Genomic DNA, 18496 nt, shown 5'->3' on the forward strand with positions numbered 1-18496 from the left:
CTTGCGGGGCCTTTTTTTGTGGCGTCGAATTTACAACCGGGTGACCTGGTCAGGCACGCTGTTCCAGATTTCTGCCGTCAGCGTCTCCAGCAACTTTTTCTCCTCCTTGGCCAGGTTGGCTTGCAGTACGTGGCTCTGGCGCAGGTACGCCGCTTCGGTGATGTGCCCGGCATCGGCATCTGCCTGCAAGGCCTCCATGCGGGCGTGCAGCGGCTTGGCGATGCGCTGATAGCGCTCGGCATACTGCACCTTCAGGTAGCTGACCCAGAAGTCGCGCTGGGCAATCGAAGCCTTGAGCACTGCCGGCGTCTCGCCCTCTTCGATCTCCTTCTGCGCAGCCTTGATATCGGCATCGCTGACCTGGGCAGTGGCTCGGTAGCGCATGGTGTTGGGCTGCCCCGGCAGCTCGAGCGGCTCGGTCAGCGCGGTACGGTAAGCCAGCCGCACTTCGACCTCGTCCACCATCGTGCCAGCACGCACACGTGCATCGATGACCCGCTGGGCAATCAGCTCGACCTGCTCCAGACGATACAGCCCGCGCGCCAGCTTCATCAGTGACCACTCGGCACCCAGCTGGGTACCCAGCGCCAGGGCCTGATTGATCAGCACCTGCACCTCAAGCTGGCTGAACACCAGGATCACCGCATCGCCACAGTTGCGCACGCTGTCCAGGGTCTGCAGTACCTCCTCGCGCAGCGCCGTGTTGGCGCTCACTGCCTTGATCAGCGCCCACACCCGCTGTTTGAGGTCGTCGTAGGTCTCGCGAAAATCGGACGTCTCCCCCAGGTCATCGAACAGCCGGAACAGTTCGTCGGTGCCCGGTTCGGCCTTGAGCGCATCCCACATCGCCTGCAGTTCGGCCGCCTGCACCGCATCTGCACCGGCAAGCCAGGCCGTGGCACCAGCAGCCATCGGCTCGGGCGCAAAATGGACGCGCAGGTTCGGCGTCACGCCAAAGCTGATACGCGTGCGCTGACGATAGACCGTCAGCCTGACCTGGCTGTCGGCATCGATCGGGTTGCCGTGCAGGCTGGTGACCCGATTGATCCTCAACACCCGATCGACACGCTCGGCTGCGGGCGCCAGCACGTCCTGCGGCACCACCTGAATGTTGTTGGCGCGCAGGTCGACCTCTTCGAGCATGTCAAGGTCCATCAGGCCGGTCGGCCAGGTACTGATGCCCGTGTGCTGCAGCCTGAGCCCGCGCAGGTCGACCAGGGTCGAAACATCGGGCGCGGTTATCAAGGGGTTGTGGTCCAGGTTGAGGATTCTCAGGCGAGCCAGTTTGGCCAGCACCGCATTGGCAGCAGCATCCATGACCAGGCTGTTGTAGCTGAACGTCAGCCGGGTGATGCGCGGTATGGCTTCCAGCGCGGCAGGCAGGGTGCTGAACAGGTTGTTGGAAAGGTTGAGCCAGCGCGTATTGGCAAACTGCTCGACAAAGGCTTCGGGCAATTCGCTCAACTGCATGTCGCGCATGAACAGCGACGCCACATGGCTGAAATCGGCACTCAGAATCGGCAGACCTTCAAGGCGCGTCTCCGACAGGTTGAGGGTGTAGCCGACGGTTCGCCCTTCAAAGGTTACCACCGGGCTGGTCTGGCGCCGCCAGCAACGCTCGATGCGATCGGCCGCCACCTCCCGGTGGCGACGGGTGGCGAAACTCACGGACTGATCGTTGCGCCAGGCGGTCAGCTCATCGATCAGCTTGAACAGTTCCTGGCGACGCCCCTCAAGCTTGACCAGCAGCTCCTCCTCACTGAGCCCCTCACCTAGCTCCTGCAAAAAGGCCTGCACCTCGTCCACCGCCAGGTCGGGGTACAGCGCCCGGGCCCGCTGCATCGGCGTCTGCGGCCTGCCGAACGGGCGCCGGCCACTGAGCGGATAACCGATCTGGCCATCGAGCATGCGCATTGGCGGCTTGAACCAGCGCGTGCGCGGACGCACGCCGATGCTGCTACGCACCGCAGCCGTATCCTTGGCGGCATTCTCGGCCAACATCAGGCGCAACGCGTCGGCCTGGTTGATGTTCAGGCCCAGCAGCACGCGCTCGCTGTCGGGCAGCGCATGCAGCATGGCGGCGCACAACGGCTCCACCCCGCCCAGCGCGTTATGCTCGCTGTCATAGGCCTGATAGCCTTCGTCCAGCCGCGCGAGAATACGCTTGGTGCCGGTGGCCGTGCTGCTCCCGACCGCCTTGAGCTCATCGCCCCACGGGCTGCCCTCACGTACCTGCAACAGCACATCGCCAGACCAACCCGGCAAGGCCTGCAACTGGTCCATGGCAACCTTCAGGCAGTCCAGGCGATCGGTGTAGCCCAGGTAGAGGCCCTCACGGGCACGCACCACGCGCACCTGCTCCGCCAGCCAGCGGGCCTGTTCGGCCAGGCGCAACGGCACCCGCGGCGGGTTGGCGGTGAGCTGCGCTCGCTCGCTGACGCTGGCACTCTCGACCAGCTCTCTGGCCTGCCGCCACGCCAGCCCGGCAAACTGCTTGCGTACCACCGCCATGCCCGCCACCTCCTGCACCGGGTCGGCGCGGTAGAGGCTGTCGAACACCTGGCTGCGGTTGACGCTGGCGTAAAGGGCATAGGCTTCACGCAATTGCGTCAGGCGACCAGCCTCGGTCCTGGCCAGGTAGGGGCCGAACAGGGCCTTCTCTTCCTGTTCGGTCAAGCCCTGCAGCAGCGTTGTCAGGAAGCGACCGTCGACCAGTTCCTGGCGCGTGATCGACAGGGTCCGGTTGTCGGCGCTCAGCGGCGTACCGTACTCCTTGACCAGCTGCCCGTCCTCCATCACCCGCACCAGCACACCGGCCGGCCAACCCGGCATGCGTGTGAGCAAGGCCAGGGGCAAGGCATCGAGCTCGGTGGCCAGTGGTTGCCCGTCGCGCATGGCCGCAATCACATCCGCCACCCTGCGGCTCATCTGCCAGCGCACCAGGCTGTCGCCGAGCAACGCCGGCAAAGGCTCGTTGTTGCTGTGCAGGCGGCGCAGGCGTGCCTCGTCGATGCCGGTGATGGCGGCCATGTTCAGCAGGTCCTCGTCACCCATGCCGTCCACCAGATGGCCCAGGCGCCGCCACAACGTCAGGCCTTCCCACTGCTGCGGGTCTTCGGCCTCGAGGCGCCAGGCCCCGGCGCCGTTGTGCACCACCGGCGGCTGGTAGGCGTCATCGCGAGGATGGCGGACCTGGTACTGGCCCGCTTCGGTGCCGACCACCTCGTAGGCGCGGCCCTGCACACGAATGTAGGTCTTGTCGCCCACGCTGTAGCGCCCCTGAAGGTCCGGCACGACCCCCGACAGATCGACATCCGCGGCATAGGGCTCCAGCTGCGGCTTCCACAGCCGGTACTGCCCGTTGGCCAGCCTGATCTGGACTGTGCCTTCCAGCAACTCGCTGCCCGGCCCGACGGCCAACGGCTTGAGGGCAAGCCCCAGGCCCACGGCGAATGCAATGTTCAGTGCCACCGACTGCAGGTGCGCCATGGCCAGCTCGCGATCACCCACCTCCCAGTCTTCGATGCCCTCGACCACCTCCCCGATCAACTGGCCGGCCGCCACCACCGCCATCACCTCCCCCAGCCCGGGTACGAAGAAGGCGGCGCTGTTGAGCACGTTCAGACCGATGCTTTCCCAGTACGCCAGGCGCGCCTCGCGGGCCGCTTCGTCCGCGTCGGCACTGGGCACGGCCAGGTGCCGCGCATCAGCCTTGGCCTTCTCGATCAGGCGTCGATGCTGCAACTCGAACAGGTCATCTTCCACACGGTGTTCACGCAGGTACAGGTCCGCCTCCAGGTTGGGCTGGCGCTCCAGCAGCCCGTGCTGGCCATCGACCAGGTGAAACAGATTGCTTTCCAGCAGCCCGAAGAAGCGCTCTTCATCGGCCCGGGCCACACAACCGCGCATGGCCTGCTGATAGGCGGGCGAAATCAGGTTGATGCGCAGGTCGCGCTTGAACGCCTCGATGCTCGGGTATTCCTTGAGCGGGTACAGGGGCGCGCCAGGCACATACACCAGCACAGGCTCGGTCTGCTCGCTGAGCAGGCGGTCGGCACTGGCCACCCAGATACCGGACAAGCCAATGCCGAACATTTCCAGGGTGCTGAACACCAGGGGCTTGCCGTTGTACTGGGCGGCACCGGTGCCATCGAGCCAGCCGAGCAAGGCGCTGCGGGCAGCCTCGCCAATCTCGCCCTTCATCGCCGCAATCCAGGTGCGCACGCGCAGGCGCGCCTTGTAGGCCTCGATGGACTGCCGGCGAACCCGATCATGGGTGGCCGGCGCCTCGTACACTGCAGCCAGGTGGTCCTGGTACTGCTTGCCCAGGTCCAGCTCATGGCACACACGGGCAAAGTCGCGCGGGGCCACCGCCAGCTTGCTGCTGTAAACGTAGCGATAGCGCGGCGCGTGCTCGCTGCCAGGTACCAGAGCCATGGAAAATGCGCCCTTGGCCGCCAGGGCCGTACCGGCGTCGAATTCGGCATCCCGGGCAAAGTTCTGCAGCGCCGCCTGCAGCAGGCTCTGGCGCCTGGGCACCACGCGCACCAGCGCACCCAGCAGTTCGGTGTCGTGGGTAACGTGCACGAATTCGTGGGTGTTGACGTCGTCGTCGCGCTGCAAGTCGCGCTTGAGCCTGGCCTTGAGCAGCGGCTCGGCGAACTCGACGATGCCTTTGAGGGGGCGCAGGGTACGCGCCAACGCGTCGGCGCAGGCGCGGGCGTGCTGCTGGCAGGCGAGCAGTGCCTGGCGCTGGTCCTCGCGGGCATTGCTGAACCAGGGCGCCGGCGCATCCCCTGCGCCCTGGTGCTGTTCGGCGCCCCAGGGCTGGCTCAGGGCCGCGAAACTTGCAGGGGTGGAGTGCTTGAGCCAGTCAGGCATGCGCTGATGGATGAAGGGGCCGTGCGGCCCCGGGGTGACATAGGTGTCGGTGGAATCGGTGGGAGTGGTCATGATGGTCCTCGGGGTAGATTGAACCCCAAGCAGACCCCATCATGACGCAGGTGAAGTGCTACATATTGCTCAGCGCCAGCGGCCCAGACGGCTCCACAAGCCCACCAGGGTGTTCTCGATGGAGGCGCTGGCAGCCAGGCCAACGCGCTCCTGCAGGCTCTTGCGTTCGGCAAAATGCAGGTGATACAGGTTCGAATCGCGAGCGCGTTCGCTCAGGTATTCGTCACTGGTGCGCAGCTCGTCCACCAGTTGCTTGTTCAGTGCCGCCACACCCAGCCAGACCTCGCCGGTGGCCACCTCATCGATGTGCAACTGCGGGCGGTAACGCGAGACGAAATCCTTGAACAGCTGATGGGTCACGTCCAGGTCTTCCTGGAACTTCTCGCGGCCCTTCTCGGTGTTTTCGCCAAACACGGTCACGGTGCGCTTGTACTCACCCGCCGTGAACACCTCGAAGTCTACATCGTGCTTTTTCAGCAGGCGGTTGACGTTGGGCAACTGCGCCACCACCCCGATGGAGCCCAGAATGGCGAAGGGCGCACTGACGATCCTGTCACCGATGCAGGCCATCATGTAGCCGCCGCTGGCCGCCACCTTGTCGATGCACACCGTCAGCGGCACGCCGGCCTGGCGGATACGCGCCAGCTGCGAGGAGGCCAGGCCATAGCTGTGCACCATGCCGCCACCGCTTTCAAGGCGCAGTACCACTTCGTCCTTGGGCGTGGCGAGGGTCAGCAGCGCGGTGATTTCATTGCGCAGGCTCTCGGTGGCCGAGGCCTTGATGTCGCCGTCGAAATCCAGCACGAACACCCGCGGCTTGTCCTCGGGCTTTTTCTTCTGCTGCTTGTCGCGCTTGGCCTGCTGCTTGCGCAGGGCCTTGAGCTGGGCCTTGTCGAGCAGACCCGACTCCAGGCGCTCGCGCAGGTCCTTGTAGAAATCGTTGAGGCGAGTCACATGCAACTGCCCCCCGGCCTTGCGCCGGCCCTTGCCGCGCAACCCGGCAATGGCCGACAACACCACCAGGAGCGCGATCACCAGGGTCGCGGTCTTGGCCAGAAAGCTGGCGTATTCAGCAAGAAAATCCACAGTAGCTCCTTAACATGTCTGCGCCCGTACGGCGCCAAACGTGGCCCAAGCATACCGGCGCGGCCACGCCTCCACCAGCGTGGGCAACGCCCCGAAACGCAGTTCAAACGACCTTTTCAAACGCTTGTATGTTTTTTCGTTGACAGGCCGCCATCGGCCACCTACCCTCGCCAGAACCTTCACTCCAGGCATACGACGTGGGCAGCATCTACCTCATTCGACATGGCCAGGCCTCCTTTGGTGCCGACGACTACGACGTGTTGTCGCCGACCGGCATTGCCCAGAGCGAAGCACTGGGCGATCACCTCGCCCAGCTGGGCCTGCGCCTGGATCGCTGCGTGGCCGGCGACCTGCGCCGCCAGCAGCACACCGCACGCCTGGCCCTGGCCCGCCTGCAGGCTACCGGCAGCGCGGTACCCAGCCTGGAAACCGACCCTGCCTTCAACGAATTCGACGCCGACGCCGTCATCCGCGCGCTGCTGCCCGGCCTGCTGCCGGACGAGCCCGAGGCGCTGCACATCCTGCGCAATGCCCGCAACAACCGCAGCGAGTTCCAGCGCCTGTTCGCCCTGCTGGTGCAGCGCTGGCACGGCGGCGAGCACGATGTCGACGGCCTGCAAAGCTGGCAAGGCTTCGTCGAGCAGGTGCACGACGGCCTGCAACGCCTGCTGCGCGAGGCCGGGCAAGGCGACAACATTGCCATCTTCACCTCCGGCGGCACCATCACCGCCCTGCTCCACCTGATCACCGGCATCACCCCCAGCCAGGCGTTCGCGCTGAACTGGCAGATCGTCAACACCTCGCTCAGCCATCTGAAGTTTCGTGGCCGCGAGGTGGCGCTGGCTTCCTTCAACAACCAGGCCCACGTGCAGTTGCTGAGGGTGCCGGCGCTCATCACCTACCGATGAGCACCGGCCTGTTGCGGCCCCAGGGTCGCTTACATCACTTAATAAGGAATACACCATGACCGACGTAGCTAAAGCCGTTCAAGCCATGCAAGAGAAGTTCAACCCTGCCGCCGCTGCCGGCCTGGACCTGGTGTTCGGCTTCAACATCACCGACGAAGACAAGCACTTCTCGCTGATCGTCAAGGACGGCACCTGCGACCTGCAGGAAGGCGAAAACCCTGACGCCAACTGCACCCTGGTGCTGGACAGCGAAACCCTCAAGGGCATCGTCAGCGGCGAAACCGACGGCATGCAGGCCTTCATGGGCGGCAAGCTGCGCGTCGAAGGCGACATGATGCTGTCGATGAAACTCAGCGAGCTGTTCCCGGCCTGAGCCTTGCGCTGATGCCGACCAGAACCGAAGCCTTGTGCTTCGGTTTTTTTTCGCCCGGCATCAGGGGTGGTGATCGTGGTGCAACACGCTGGCCTATAACACAGTCAAACACTTGTTCGGTTTATCCGCGAGAATTAGATTAAACAATAATCAGCGACTTTCAGAATAAGGGAAAAGCATGACGCTCACCGACCAGTCGACCCAGGTTCGCCCCGGCGAAGAACTCGATGCCGCCCTCATCGACCCTTATCTCAAGGCCAGCATTCCAGGCCTGAGCGGCACGCCGGTGATCAGCCAGTTCCCCGGTGGCGCGTCCAACCTCACCTACCTGCTCAGCTACCCGGACCGCGAGTTCGTGCTGCGCCGCCCGCCGTTCGGGCAAAAGGCCAAGTCGGCCCACGACATGGGCCGCGAGTTTCGCATCCTCAACCAGCTCAACAGCGGCTTCCCCTATTGCCCCAAGGCCTACGTGCACTGCACCGACGAATCGCTGATCGGCGGCGAGTTCTACGTGATGGACCGGGTCAAGGGCATCATCCTGCGCTCGGACCTGCCCCCCGAACTGGGCCTGGATAGCCAGCGCACCGAAGCCCTGTGCAAGAGCTTCATCGACCGCCTGGTCGAGCTGCACCAGGTGGACTACACCGCCTGCGGCCTGGCCGACCTGGGCAAGCCCGAAGGCTATGTGCAGCGCCAGATCGAAGGCTGGAGCGCACGTTATGAAAAGGCCCTGACCCCGGATGCACCGCGCTGGGAAGCGGTGATCGCCTGGCTGCGCGAGAAGATGCCGGCCGACCACCCACGCCCCGCCATCGTGCACAACGACTACCGCTTCGACAACGTGATCCTCGACGCCGACAACCCCATGCGCATCATCGGCGTGCTGGACTGGGAAATGACCACCCTCGGCGACCCGCTGATGGACCTGGGCAATACCCTGGCCTACTGGATCGAAGCCGGCGACCCTGCGCCCGTGCAACTGATGCGTCGCCAGCCGAGCAACGCACCGGGCATGCTCACCCGGCGCCAGTTCGTCGACTACTACGCCGAACGTGCCGGGCTGCAGATCGACAACTTCGACTTCTACTACACCTACGGCCTGTTCCGCCTGGCCGGCATCGTGCAGCAGATCTACTACCGCTTCTTCCATGGCCAGACCCAGGACAAGCGCTTCGCCCAGTTCGTGCACATGAACAAGCTGCTGGAGCACATGAGCCTCCAGGTCATCGGCAAATCCACGCTCTGACGCCCTACAACTACAAGGAACCCGCCCCATGTCCAAGACCCAGTTGTTCGACCTCGACGGCAAGATCGCCTTCGTGTCCGGCGCCAGCCGCGGCATCGGCGAGGCGATTGCCCACCTGCTGGCCCAGCAGGGTGCCCACGTGATCGTGTCCAGCCGCAAGCTCGACGGCTGCCAGCACGTGGCCGACGCGATCATCGCCGCCGGCGGCAAGGCCACGGCGGTGGCCTGCCACATTGGCGAGATGGAACAGATCGGCGCGGTGTTCGCCGGCATTCGCGAGCAGTTCGGGCGCCTGGACATCCTGGTCAACAACGCCGCCACCAACCCGCAGTTCTGCAACGTGCTGGACACCGACCTGAGCGCCTTCCAGAAGACCGTCGACGTGAACATCCGCGGCTACTTCTTCATGTCGGTCGAGGCCGGCAAGCTGATGCGCGAAAACGGCGGCGGCAGCATCATCAACGTGGCATCGATCAATGGCGTATCGCCGGGGGTGTTCCAGGGGATCTACTCGGTGACCAAGGCGGCGGTGATCAACATGACCAAGGTGTTCGCCAAGGAATGCGCCCCCTTTGGCATCCGCTGCAATGCGCTGCTGCCGGGGCTGACCGACACCAGGTTCGCCTCGGCGCTGGTCAAGAACGAAGCGATCCTGAACACGGCGCTGCAGCAGATCCCGCTCAAGCGCGTGGCCGATCCGAAGGAGATGGCGGGCGCGGTGCTGTACCTGGCCAGCGATGCGTCCAGCTACACCACCGGTACGGCGTTGAATGTGGATGGGGGGTTCCTGTCCTGATACCGCATAGCGGGTCAAGCCCGCTCCCACAAGGATCACCGCTATTTCTGTGGGAGCGGGCTTGACCCGCGATAGGGCCCTGACAGGCACGCACCATCTCCTTTACCATAGCGCCCCTCAGGCGCAGCTTTACCGTTCTGCGCCCCAGTCGAATAAGCCCAACACCATGCCCTTCGAACTCAGCGTAGATCTCACCACCCTAGCCATTCTTGCCGCCGTGGCCTTCGTGGCCGGGTTCATCGACGCCATCGCCGGCGGCGGCGGCCTGCTCACCACCCCCGCTCTGCTCACCGCCGGCATGCCGCCGCACCTGGTGCTGGGCACCAACAAGCTCAGCTCCACCTTCGGCTCGGCCACCGCCGGCTTCACCTACTACCGGCGCAAGCTGTTCCACCCCGCACAGTGGCGACATGCCCTGGTCGGTACCCTGGTAGGGGCCTTCATCGGCGCCATCGTTGCCCACTACCTGCCGGCCGAATGGCTGAACAAGATGCTCCCGGTGGTGGTGTTCGCCTGCGGCGTTTACCTGCTGTTCGGCGGCACGCCAAAGGCGCCGCTGGACGCCGATGCGCCGATCAAGAAGAAGTGGCAACTGCCCCAGGGCTTGACCCTGGGTTTCTATGACGGCGTGGCCGGCCCGGGCACCGGCGCGTTCTGGACCGTCAGCACCCTGCTGCTCTACCCCATCGACCTGGTCAAGGCCAGCGGCGTGGCGCGCAGCATGAACTTCGTGAGCAACGCCGCAGCACTGTCGGTGTTCATCTTCTCCGGCCAGGTGGACTGGGCGGTGGGCCTGGCCATGGGCTCGTCGCTGATGGTCGGCGCGTTCTTCGGCGCACGCACCGCCATCAGCGGCGGCAGCAAGTTCATCCGCCCGGTGTTCATCACCGTGGTGCTGGCCCTGACCGTGCGCCTAGCGTGGCAGCACTGGTTCGGCCAGGCCTAGGCGGCGCGCCACGTACAGGTCGATCAGGTAACGCGCAATCGAGCGGCCCGCCGGCAACGGCGGCAGCGCATGCACGCTGAACCACTGGGCATCCTCGATCTCGTCGGCCTGCATCACGATCTCGCCGCCGGCGTATTCGGCATGAAAGCCCAGCATCATCGAATGCGGGAACGGCCAGCACTGGCTGCCCACGTACTGGAGGTTCTTCACCTCCAGCGCCACCTCTTCACGCACCTCACGCACCAGGCAGTCCTCGGCCGACTCGCCCGGCTCGGCAAACCCGGCCAGGGTGCTGTACACGCCGGTCACGAAGCGTGGCGAGCGCGCCAGCAGTATCTCGTCGCCACGGGTGATCAGCACGATCATGCTCGGCGAAATGCGCGGGTAGCTGCGCAGCTCGCAGCCGGCGCAGTACATCGCGCGCTCCCACTGGATCTGCACCATCGCCTGCCCGCAACTGCCGCAAAAGCGGTGCTCGCGGGCCCAGGTGGCGATCTGCGCGGCATAACCAAGGAGGGTGTAGGTATCGGAATCGCCTTCCAGCATGAACTGGCGCAGGCCGCGCCAGCTGCAGCCCTGGGGCGCCTGTGCCGAGCGCAGTTCGAGCAGAAACACCGGCTGGCCGTCGAAGTGGCCGATGCCGTGCTCGCACACCACGTCCAGGTCCTGGCGCCTGAGCCAGTCCCGCGGGAACAGCGCGCCGTTGGCGTCCACCAGAAAGCCCTCGGCACAGTGGGCGACGGCCAGGCCGCCGGGGGTGTTGGGGTCCAGTACTGCAGTGGTCCAGCGCGCTGACATGTTGCGTTCCTTGAGGGTTCGCGACCGGGCTCAGTCGTCGAACTGCGGTTTCTGTTTGCTCATGCTGGCGGCCATCGCCACCCGCAGGTCGGTGGATTGCAACATGGCAGCGTTCCAGGTGGCAATGTATTCCAGCCCGTCGTCGATGCGGTGATCGCGCATGTAGCTGAGCATCTCCTTGGTGCCGGCCACGGCAATCGGGGATTTGCCCGCGATCTCGGCGGCAATCGCAAAAACCCCGTCCAGCAGGCTGGCCTGATCGTCGAAGGTGCGGTTGACCAGGCCGATCTGGCGCGCCTCGTCGGCGCCGACAGTGCGCCCGGTGTAGGCCAGCTCGCGCAGCATGCCGTCGCCGATGATGCGTGGCAGGCGCTGCAGGGTGCCGACGTCTGCGGCCATGCCCATGTCGATTTCCTTGATCGAGAACTGCGCATCGGCAGCCGCGTAGCGCATGTCGCAGGCGGCGATCAGGTCGATCGCGCCGCCCAGGCAGTAGCCCTGGATGGCTGCCAGCACCGGCTTGCGGCAAGTATCCACGGCATTGAACGAGGCCTGCATCTGCAGGATCTTGCGCCGCAGCAGGCGCGCGTTGCGGCCTACGTCCTTGCCCATTTCGTTGGCCACCGAGGCCAGCAGCATCAGGTCGATGCCGGAAGAAAAATGCTTGCCGGCGCCGCTGATCACCACCACGCGCACCGCGTCGGTCTCGTCGATCCACTGGAAGATCTCGACGATCTCGCTCCAGAACGCGGCATTCATGGCGTTGATCTTTTCCGGGCGGTTGATCTGGACGTGGGCGATGCTGTTCGACAGTTCGACCTTGAACGCGGTGTAGTCGGTCACGTGGCACTCCTTGGGCTGACGCGGGATGGGGTGGCTGGACTATATCGCAGACCATAGGCGGCGCTTGTGCCAAAGGCTGGGCTGTTGCTCCTGCACTGCAGGATCCGGCCTTGCCGGCGAAGCGGCCGCCGCAGTCACCCGCAGCGGGCCCTGTCGCGCACCGGACACTGCGCCCGGTGCAGGTTCAGCGCCGTGTTGATGATGCCGATATGGCTGAAGGCCTGCGGGAAATTGCCCAGCATGCGGCCACCTTGCGGGTCGTACTGCTCGGCCAGCAGCCCCACATCGTTGCACAGCCCGCACAGGCGCTCGAACAACGCCTGGGCCTCTTGCTGGCGCCCCAGCAGCACGTACACGTCCGCCAGCCAGAACGAGCACACCAGAAACGTACCTTCCCCCGGCGCCAGCCCATCGCAGCCGCTGTCGCTGTCGTAGCGGCGCACCAGCCCGTCATGCAGCAGGCGCTTCTCGATCTGCGCCAGGGTTGCCAGAAACCTCGGGTCGTCGGCTGGCAGAAAACCGGTCAGGGCAATCTGCAGCAGGCTCGCGTCCATCTCCTGCGAGCCATAGGCCTGCACAAAACAGCCCAGTTGCGCATCGACGCCCTGCTCGCACACCTGGCGATGGATCTGCGCGGCCACCTCGCGGTAGTGCGCAGCCTGGGCCTTGCCCTCCTCGGTCGGCTCGCTCAGGCTGGCCGCCCGATCGAACGCCACCCAGGCCATCACCTTGGAGTGGGTGAAATGCTGCTGCGGCCCGCGCACCTCCCAGATGCCCTCGTCGGGTTGGCGCCAGATGGTCTCCAGGTACGGCATGATCACCCGCCCGATCGCCGCACTGCGCGGCAAGCGCGGCAGGCCGCCGCGCATGGCCTGACACAGCGCATCGGCCACCTCGCCATAGATGTCCAGCTGGTGCTGCACCGCCGCGGCATTGCCCACCCGCACCGGCTGCGAACCGGCATAGCCGGCCAGCCAGGGCAGCTCGTACTCCGGCAGCCGGCGCTCGCCGGCCAGGCCGTACATGATCTGCATCTGCTCGGGGTTGCCCGCCACCGAGCGCAGCAGCCATTCGCGCCAGGCCTGGGCCTCCTCGAAGTAGCCCAGGTTCATGAACGCCAGCAAGGTCATGGTGGCATCGCGCAGCCAGCAGTAGCGGTAATCCCAGTTGCGCTCGCCACCCAGGTGCTCCGGCAGCGAGGTGGTGGCCGCGGCCACGATGCCGCCGGTGGGCGCATAGGTCAGCGCCTTGAGGGTGATCAGCGAGCGCTTGACCCGCGCCGTGTGCTCGCCCACCTGCGGGCAGCGCGCAGCAAACTCGCGCCACTTGTGCGCGGTGTCCAGCAGCGCCTGCTCCGGCTCGAAGGCCGGCTGCAACGGCAGGTGCGATGGCTGGTGGCTCAGGTTGAAGGTGTGGCGCTGACCGGCCTTCACGCTGAAGCGGCTGCCGGTATGGTGATCGCGTGCGTGGGTGCTCACCGTGCTGCGCAGGGTCAGGCGGTCCGGCCCGGCCACGGCGGTCAAGGTCAGCGGGTCGAGCTTCTCGACCCAGGGCACGCTGCTGCCATAGTCGAAGCGCATCACCAGGTCCATGTCGAAGGCCACCTCGCCCTCCAGCCCCTCGACGATGCGCAGCACGCTGTGGTGCGCATCGTCCAGCGGCATGCAGTCGATCAGCCGCGCACGGCCGCTGGCAGTCACGAAGGTGGTGTGCAGGATCAGGGTGTCCTGCTGGTACTCGCGGGTTACCTCCAGTGGCGCTTCGCGCGGCGCGATCTGCCAGCGCCCGTTTTCTTCGTCGCCCAGCAGCGCGGCAAAGCAGGCCGGCGAGTCGAAGCGTGGAAAGCACAGCCAGTCCAGCGAGCCGTCACGGCCCACCAGTGCTGCGCTGCGGCAATTGCCCAGTAGTGCGTAGTCTTCGATGGCGCCCGTCATGAACCTCCCGTCAACCAATGCTGTGCCAGACCCGCCGATCGCGGGCCAGCAGTTCGTCGGCCGCCTGCGGCCCGTCTTCCCCGGCCGCATACGGCTGCACCTCACCGCCCTGCGCCCAGGCGTCCAGGAACGGCTGCACCGCACGCCAGCCGTTCTCGATGTTGTCGGCACGCTGGAACAGCGTCTGGTCGCCCGTCAGGCAGTCGTAGATCAGGGTTTCGTAGCCCGTGGAGGGCTGCATCTTGAAGAAGTCCTTGTAGGCAAAACCCAGCTCGACGTTCTCCATGGCCAGGGTCGGCCCCGGGCGCTTGGCCTGCAGGTCGAACCACATGCCTTCATTGGGCTGGATCTGGATCTTCAGGTAGTTGGGCTTGGGCCGCTCGGCGTCGCTGTCGCGAAACTGCGCATAGGGCGCTGGCTTGAAGCAGATGGCGATCTCGGTGTCACGCACGCTCATGCGCTTGCCGGTGCGCAGGTAGAACGGCACGCCCACCCAGCGCCAGTTGTCGATCATCACCTTGAGCGCCACGTAGGTTTCGGTCTGGCTGTCGGGGTCTACACGAGGCTCCTGGCGGTAGCCGGCCAGCTTCTTGCGCCCCTGCTTGCCGGCGGTGTACTGCCCGCGCACCGAGTTCTTCAGGGCCATGGCCTTGGACCACGGGCGAATCGCACCGATCACCTTGGCCTTTTCACTGCGCACCGCGTCCGCGCCAAAGGCGGCGGGCGGCTCCATCGCCACCATCGCCAGCAGCTGGAACAGGTGGTTGGGCACCATGTCGCGCAGTGCCCCGGTGGTGTCGTAGAAGGCGCCACGGGTTTCCACGCCCACCGTCTCGGCAGCGGTGATCTGCACGTGATCGATGTAGTGGTTGTTCCAGAACGCCTCGAACAGGCCGTTGGAAAAACGGCTGACCAGGATGTTCTGTACCGTCTCCTTGCCCAGGTAGTGGTCGATGCGGTAGATCTGCTTTTCGCTCATCACCTTGAGCAGGCAGGCGTTCAGCGCCTCGGCGCTGGCCAGGTCCGAACCGAAGGGCTTCTCCACCACCACCCGACGAAAGCCGTTGGCCTCGTCCAGCAGCCCGGCCGCCCCCAGTTGCTGCACCACGCCGCTGAAAAAACGCGGCGAGGTGGCCAGGTAGAAGATCGCGTTGCCGGTGCGCCCCTTATCGATGCGCTCGGCGATGGCCTGGTAGGTGGAGGGCTCCATGAAGTCGCCGGTGAGGTAGCCGATGCCCTTGGCCAGGCGCTTCCACAGCTTGTCGTCCAGGCACCGGGTGGCGCCCTCGCCCTGGTCGCGTTCACGCATGAAGGTTTCCAGGCGCTCGGCGAATTCGCCGTCGGTGGCCGGGTTGTGGTCGACCCCGACGATGCGCATGCCTTTGTCCAGCAGGCCGTCGCGGTGCAGGTTGTACAACGCTGGCATCAGCAGGCGTTTGACCAGGTCGCCATTGGCGCCAAACAGGAACAGGGTACAGGCTGGTGCCGCTTCGACGTCGTGTTCACTCATTCGGGCTTCTCGACATGGCCACCAAAACCGAAGCGCATCGCCGACAGCAGCTTGTCACCGTAGGTGCCCTGCTGCTGGCGTGAACGAAAGCGCGCGAACAGTGCGCTGGACAACACCGGTACCGGCACCGCCTGCTCCACCGCCGCATCGATGGTCCAGCGCCCTTCGCCGCTGTCGGACACCGAGCCGCTGTAGCTGCCCAGCTGCGGGTCGGCCACCAGTGCATCGGCGGTCAGGTCCAGCAGCCACGAGGTGACCACGCTGCCGCGGCGCCACACCTCGGCGATTTCGGGCAGGTTGAGGTCGAAGCGCTGGTCGGCCGGCAGGCTCTCGCTGGCCTTGGTCTTGAGAATGTCGAAGCCCTCGGCATAGGCCTGCATCAGGCCGTACTCGATGCCGTTGTGGATCATCTTGACGAAATGCCCGGCGCCGGGTGGCCCGGCATGGATATAGCCCTTTTCGGCGCGCTCGCTGGGGCCGGTTCGGCCACGGGTACGTGGAATGTCGCCCTCACCCGGTGCCAGGGTGGCGAACAGCGGCTCGAGGCGTTCGAAAATCGCCTGCTCGCCGCCGATCATCATGCAGTAGCCGCGCTCAAGGCCCCACACGCCACCGGAGGTGCCGACGTCCACGTAGTGCAACTGGCGCTCGGCCAGGTGCTGGGCGCGGCGGATGTCGTCCTTGTAGAAGGTATTGCCGCCGTCGATGATCACATCGTCCGCCTCCAGCAGGTCGGCCAGTTGCGCGATGGTCTGCTCGGTGGCCTCGCCCGCCGGCAGCATCACCCAGACCGCGCGCGGCGCGTCCAGTTGCTGCACCAGTGCGGCCAGGTCGGCGGCGCCTGTGGCGCCCTCGGCCACCAGCGTATCGATGGCGGGCGCGTTGCGGTCATGCACCACGGTGTGGTGCCCCTCGCGCATCAGGCGCCTTGCAATATTGCCGCCCATGCGGCCCAGCCCCACGATTCCCAGTTGCATGTGCCGATGCTCCGTAAAGTGTAGAAAGCCTGCTCAGGCCTTCAAGGTTAGTCCAGGCAGGCCCGGGTTGGTTTCATCGACCAACGGCACGACAGCGATAAACAAAAAAGTTCCCATGACAGGAAAAAGAATTCAGAATCGCGGCCGATCGAGCGTCTACGCTCAAACCATGTACCAAACCAATTGCGAGGTGTGCAATGGGAACCTTGATGTCAGCGAGCCCACCCCAGACCCTTTACGTGAGCGTGCGCCGCGACGAACTGCGCCGCCTCAAGGAAGAACGCGACCAGTTGCAGCGTCAGGTGGCGCAGCTGAGCCTGCTGTTGCAACAGGCCCAGGGCAGCGACAAGGCCGTGGTCACTCTCTAGGCGGCCAGCAGCGCCCGCGCCGAATACACAGCGCCGGCCACCGCCACCAGCAACAGCACCAGCCCCGACAGCCGGGCCACCAGCGCCCGGTGCCGCTGCGCCAGGGCGCCGCGCATCAGCGCGATGTACAGCGCCAGCACCCCCAGGTCGACCACCAGCCACAACGCCGCCAGCACCCCGATGCTGGTGCCGAACGAGGCCGTGACGTGGATGAACTGCGGGAAGAACGCCACGAAGAACAGAATGTCCTTGGGGTTGGCGATACCCACCGCAAAGCCGTGCCACCAGCCACTTGCCCTGGGCGGCGGCGCATCCTCCACGGCTGGCGCACGCAGCGCCCCCAGCCCCAGCCAGGCCATGAACACGCACCCCACCAGCGCCACCGCATTGAGAACCACCGGGCTGAGTGCCAGGCTGCCGGCCAGGATCAGCGCAGCGGCGGCCACCAGCACCAGGGAGGCGGCATTGGCCCCCAGCGCCGTGCGTATGGCCGCCCCGGTGCCCGAACGCCCGCTGGTGCCGACCACCAGCGCCACCACCGGCCCAGGGGTGGCGATCAGAATGAGTACAGTGCCCAGGTAGGCCAACAGCAGCGTGGTGTTCAAAAGAGGCTCCTTTGTCGTCAATGCAGGTCAGGTGCAAAGTGTGCGCAGCTGCATGGCCCTTGAAAAACGCAAAATGCTCTGCCCTACTACGACAAATACTCATCATGGACTGCCCCTGGCATGGTTGAACGTCTGCCCCCGTTGTATGCACTGCGCGCCTTTGAAGTGGCGGCGCGCACCTGTTCGTTCACCCGCGCCGGGGAAGAGCTGGCGCTGACCCAGAGCGCCATCAGCCGCCATATCCGCACCCTGGAGGCCCAGTTCGGTTGCCGCCTGTTCGAGCGCCACGGCCCGCGCCTGCGCCTCACCGACGCCGGGCGGCGCCTGGCCGAGCAACTGGGGGCGGGCTTTGCCCTGATCGAACAGGCCTGCCAGCCGTTTCGCAGCGCTTCGCGCCACCTGCGCCTGAAGGCGCCCTCCACCCTGACCATGCGCTGGCTGCTGGGCTGCATCCAGCGTTACGCCCAGGCCGACACCGTGCAGCTGGCAAGCGTGTGGATGGACGTCGACAGCGTGGATTTTGCCAGCGAGCCCTACGACTGCGCGGTGCTGCTGGGCAATGGGCAGTTCGGTGGGCAGGTCGAGGTGTGCAGGCTGTTCGATGAGCGATTGATCCCGATCTGTGCGCCGGGGTTGCTGGGGGATGGCGTGTGGGATGCGCAGCGGCTGGCCGGGGTGGCGTTGCTGCACCCGTCCAATGACCGGCGGGACTGGCAGCGCTGGCTGCGCGGGGCGGGCCTGCTCGAGCAGGTCGACCTGCAGCGCGGCACGCTGTTCGATACGCTGGAGCAAGGGATTGCGGCGGCCATGGCCGGGCATGGCGTGTCGATCGGCGACCTGGCGCTGGTGAGCGACGATGTCCGCGCCGGGCGGCTGGCGTTGCCGTTCGAACAGGCGGTGGCAACGGGAGATGCCTACTACCTGGTGTGGCCGGTGGGCAGTGCGTGGCGCGAGAGCATCGAGCGATTGCGGGTGTACCTGCTGGGGCAGTTGCCGGCCTGAAAAACTTCGCGGGGCAAGCCCGCTCCCACANTCAAGCCCGACCTCAGTTCGAACAGGCGGTGGCAACGGGAGATGCCTACTACCTGGTATGGCCGGTGGGCAGTGCGTGGCGCGAGAGCATCGAGCGATTGCGGGTGTACCTGCTGGCCTC

Annotated in this window: 14 protein-coding genes and 1 pseudogene; 7 read left to right on the top strand and 8 right to left on the bottom strand. The window is 65.7% G+C overall.

The annotated features are described in order from the left end of the window. Positions 1-30: 30 nt before the first annotated feature. Both CR917_RS25620 and sohB read right to left on the bottom strand, forming a co-directional pair. Positions 31-4953 (bottom strand): NEL-type E3 ubiquitin ligase domain-containing protein, encoded by a 4923-nt coding sequence (locus tag CR917_RS25620; RefSeq protein ID WP_104573046.1) that lies wholly within the window; start codon positions 4951-4953, stop codon positions 31-33. A gap of 69 nt (positions 4954-5022) precedes the next feature. Further along, entirely contained in the window at positions 5023-6039 is a 1017-nt protein-coding gene (gene sohB / locus CR917_RS25625; RefSeq protein ID WP_054915449.1) for a protease SohB, read from the bottom strand. Positions 6040-6236: 197 nt separating this feature from the next. Here sohB and CR917_RS25630 point away from each other — a divergent pair, with 197 nt between their 5' ends. The 5 genes from CR917_RS25630 to CR917_RS25650 all read left to right on the top strand — a co-directional run bounded on the left by CR917_RS25630 (position 6237) and on the right by CR917_RS25650 (position 10308). After that, positions 6237-6947, top strand: coding sequence for a histidine phosphatase family protein (locus CR917_RS25630; protein WP_104573045.1), 711 nt, complete (start codon positions 6237-6239; stop codon positions 6945-6947). A 55-nt stretch (positions 6948-7002) separates the two neighbouring features. Next, positions 7003-7320, top strand: a complete 318-nt coding sequence (locus CR917_RS25635) for an SCP2 sterol-binding domain-containing protein (RefSeq protein WP_043859921.1) — start codon at positions 7003-7005, stop codon at positions 7318-7320. A 178-nt stretch (positions 7321-7498) separates the two neighbouring features. Then, a complete protein-coding gene (locus CR917_RS25640; protein WP_054915451.1) occupies positions 7499-8566 on the top strand; it encodes a phosphotransferase family protein in 1068 nt (355 codons plus the stop codon). Positions 8567-8594: 28 nt separating this feature from the next. Then, positions 8595-9362, top strand: a complete 768-nt coding sequence (locus CR917_RS25645; protein ID WP_043859923.1) for an SDR family oxidoreductase — start codon at positions 8595-8597, stop codon at positions 9360-9362. A gap of 166 nt (positions 9363-9528) precedes the next feature. Beyond that, complete coding sequence (locus tag CR917_RS25650) at positions 9529-10308, top strand: TSUP family transporter (protein WP_043859924.1); 780 nt, start codon at positions 9529-9531, stop codon at positions 10306-10308. Here CR917_RS25650 and nudC read toward each other — a convergent pair. The 5 genes and pseudogenes from nudC to gnd all read right to left on the bottom strand — a co-directional run. After that, the gene (gene nudC, locus CR917_RS25655; RefSeq protein WP_058541138.1) at positions 10276-11106 is read right to left on the bottom strand and encodes an NAD(+) diphosphatase; all 831 of its coding nucleotides are present in this window, start codon (positions 11104-11106) and stop codon (positions 10276-10278) included. The genes CR917_RS25650 and nudC overlap by 33 nt on opposite strands. 30 nt (positions 11107-11136) lie before the next feature. Then, the gene (locus tag CR917_RS25660; RefSeq protein ID WP_043859926.1) at positions 11137-11949 is read right to left on the bottom strand and encodes a crotonase/enoyl-CoA hydratase family protein; all 813 of its coding nucleotides are present in this window, start codon (positions 11947-11949) and stop codon (positions 11137-11139) included. Positions 11950-12083: 134 nt separating this feature from the next. Beyond that, positions 12084-13883: a glycoside hydrolase family 15 protein gene (locus CR917_RS25665; RefSeq protein ID WP_104573044.1), complete on the bottom strand. Its 1800-nt coding sequence runs from the start codon at positions 13881-13883 to the stop codon at positions 12084-12086. 10 nt (positions 13884-13893) lie between these two features. Beyond that, positions 13894-15393 carry a glucose-6-phosphate dehydrogenase gene (gene zwf, locus CR917_RS25670; protein ID WP_104573043.1) on the bottom strand — a complete coding sequence of 500 codons (1500 nt, stop codon included), beginning with the start codon at positions 15391-15393 and terminating at the stop codon, positions 13894-13896. Then, a pseudogene (gnd, locus tag CR917_RS25675) lies at positions 15390-16376 on the bottom strand (phosphogluconate dehydrogenase (NAD(+)-dependent, decarboxylating)); the annotation flags it as partial. The gene zwf and the pseudogene gnd, both read right to left, overlap by 4 nt. A 191-nt stretch (positions 16377-16567) precedes the next feature. On the opposite strand from gnd, the gene CR917_RS27505 reads away from it, so the two are divergent. Next, positions 16568-16738, top strand: coding sequence for a DUF6026 family protein (locus CR917_RS27505; RefSeq protein ID WP_221181553.1), 171 nt, complete (start codon positions 16568-16570; stop codon positions 16736-16738). Here CR917_RS27505 and CR917_RS25680 read toward each other — a convergent pair. Then, a complete protein-coding gene (locus CR917_RS25680; protein ID WP_043862636.1) occupies positions 16735-17343 on the bottom strand; it encodes a LysE family translocator in 609 nt (202 codons plus the stop codon). The two genes, CR917_RS27505 and CR917_RS25680, sit on opposite strands and share 4 nt — an antisense overlap. Positions 17344-17463: 120 nt before the next feature. Here CR917_RS25680 and CR917_RS25685 point away from each other — a divergent pair, with 120 nt between their 5' ends. Next, complete coding sequence (locus CR917_RS25685; RefSeq protein ID WP_104573042.1) at positions 17464-18345, top strand: LysR family transcriptional regulator; 882 nt, start codon at positions 17464-17466, stop codon at positions 18343-18345. The last annotated feature ends 151 nt before the right edge of the window (positions 18346-18496 follow it).

Origin of the sequence: Pseudomonas sp. BRM28 (assembly GCF_002939405.1) — a bacterium.
Taxonomy (GTDB): Bacteria; Pseudomonadota; Gammaproteobacteria; order Pseudomonadales; family Pseudomonadaceae; genus Aquipseudomonas; species Aquipseudomonas palmensis.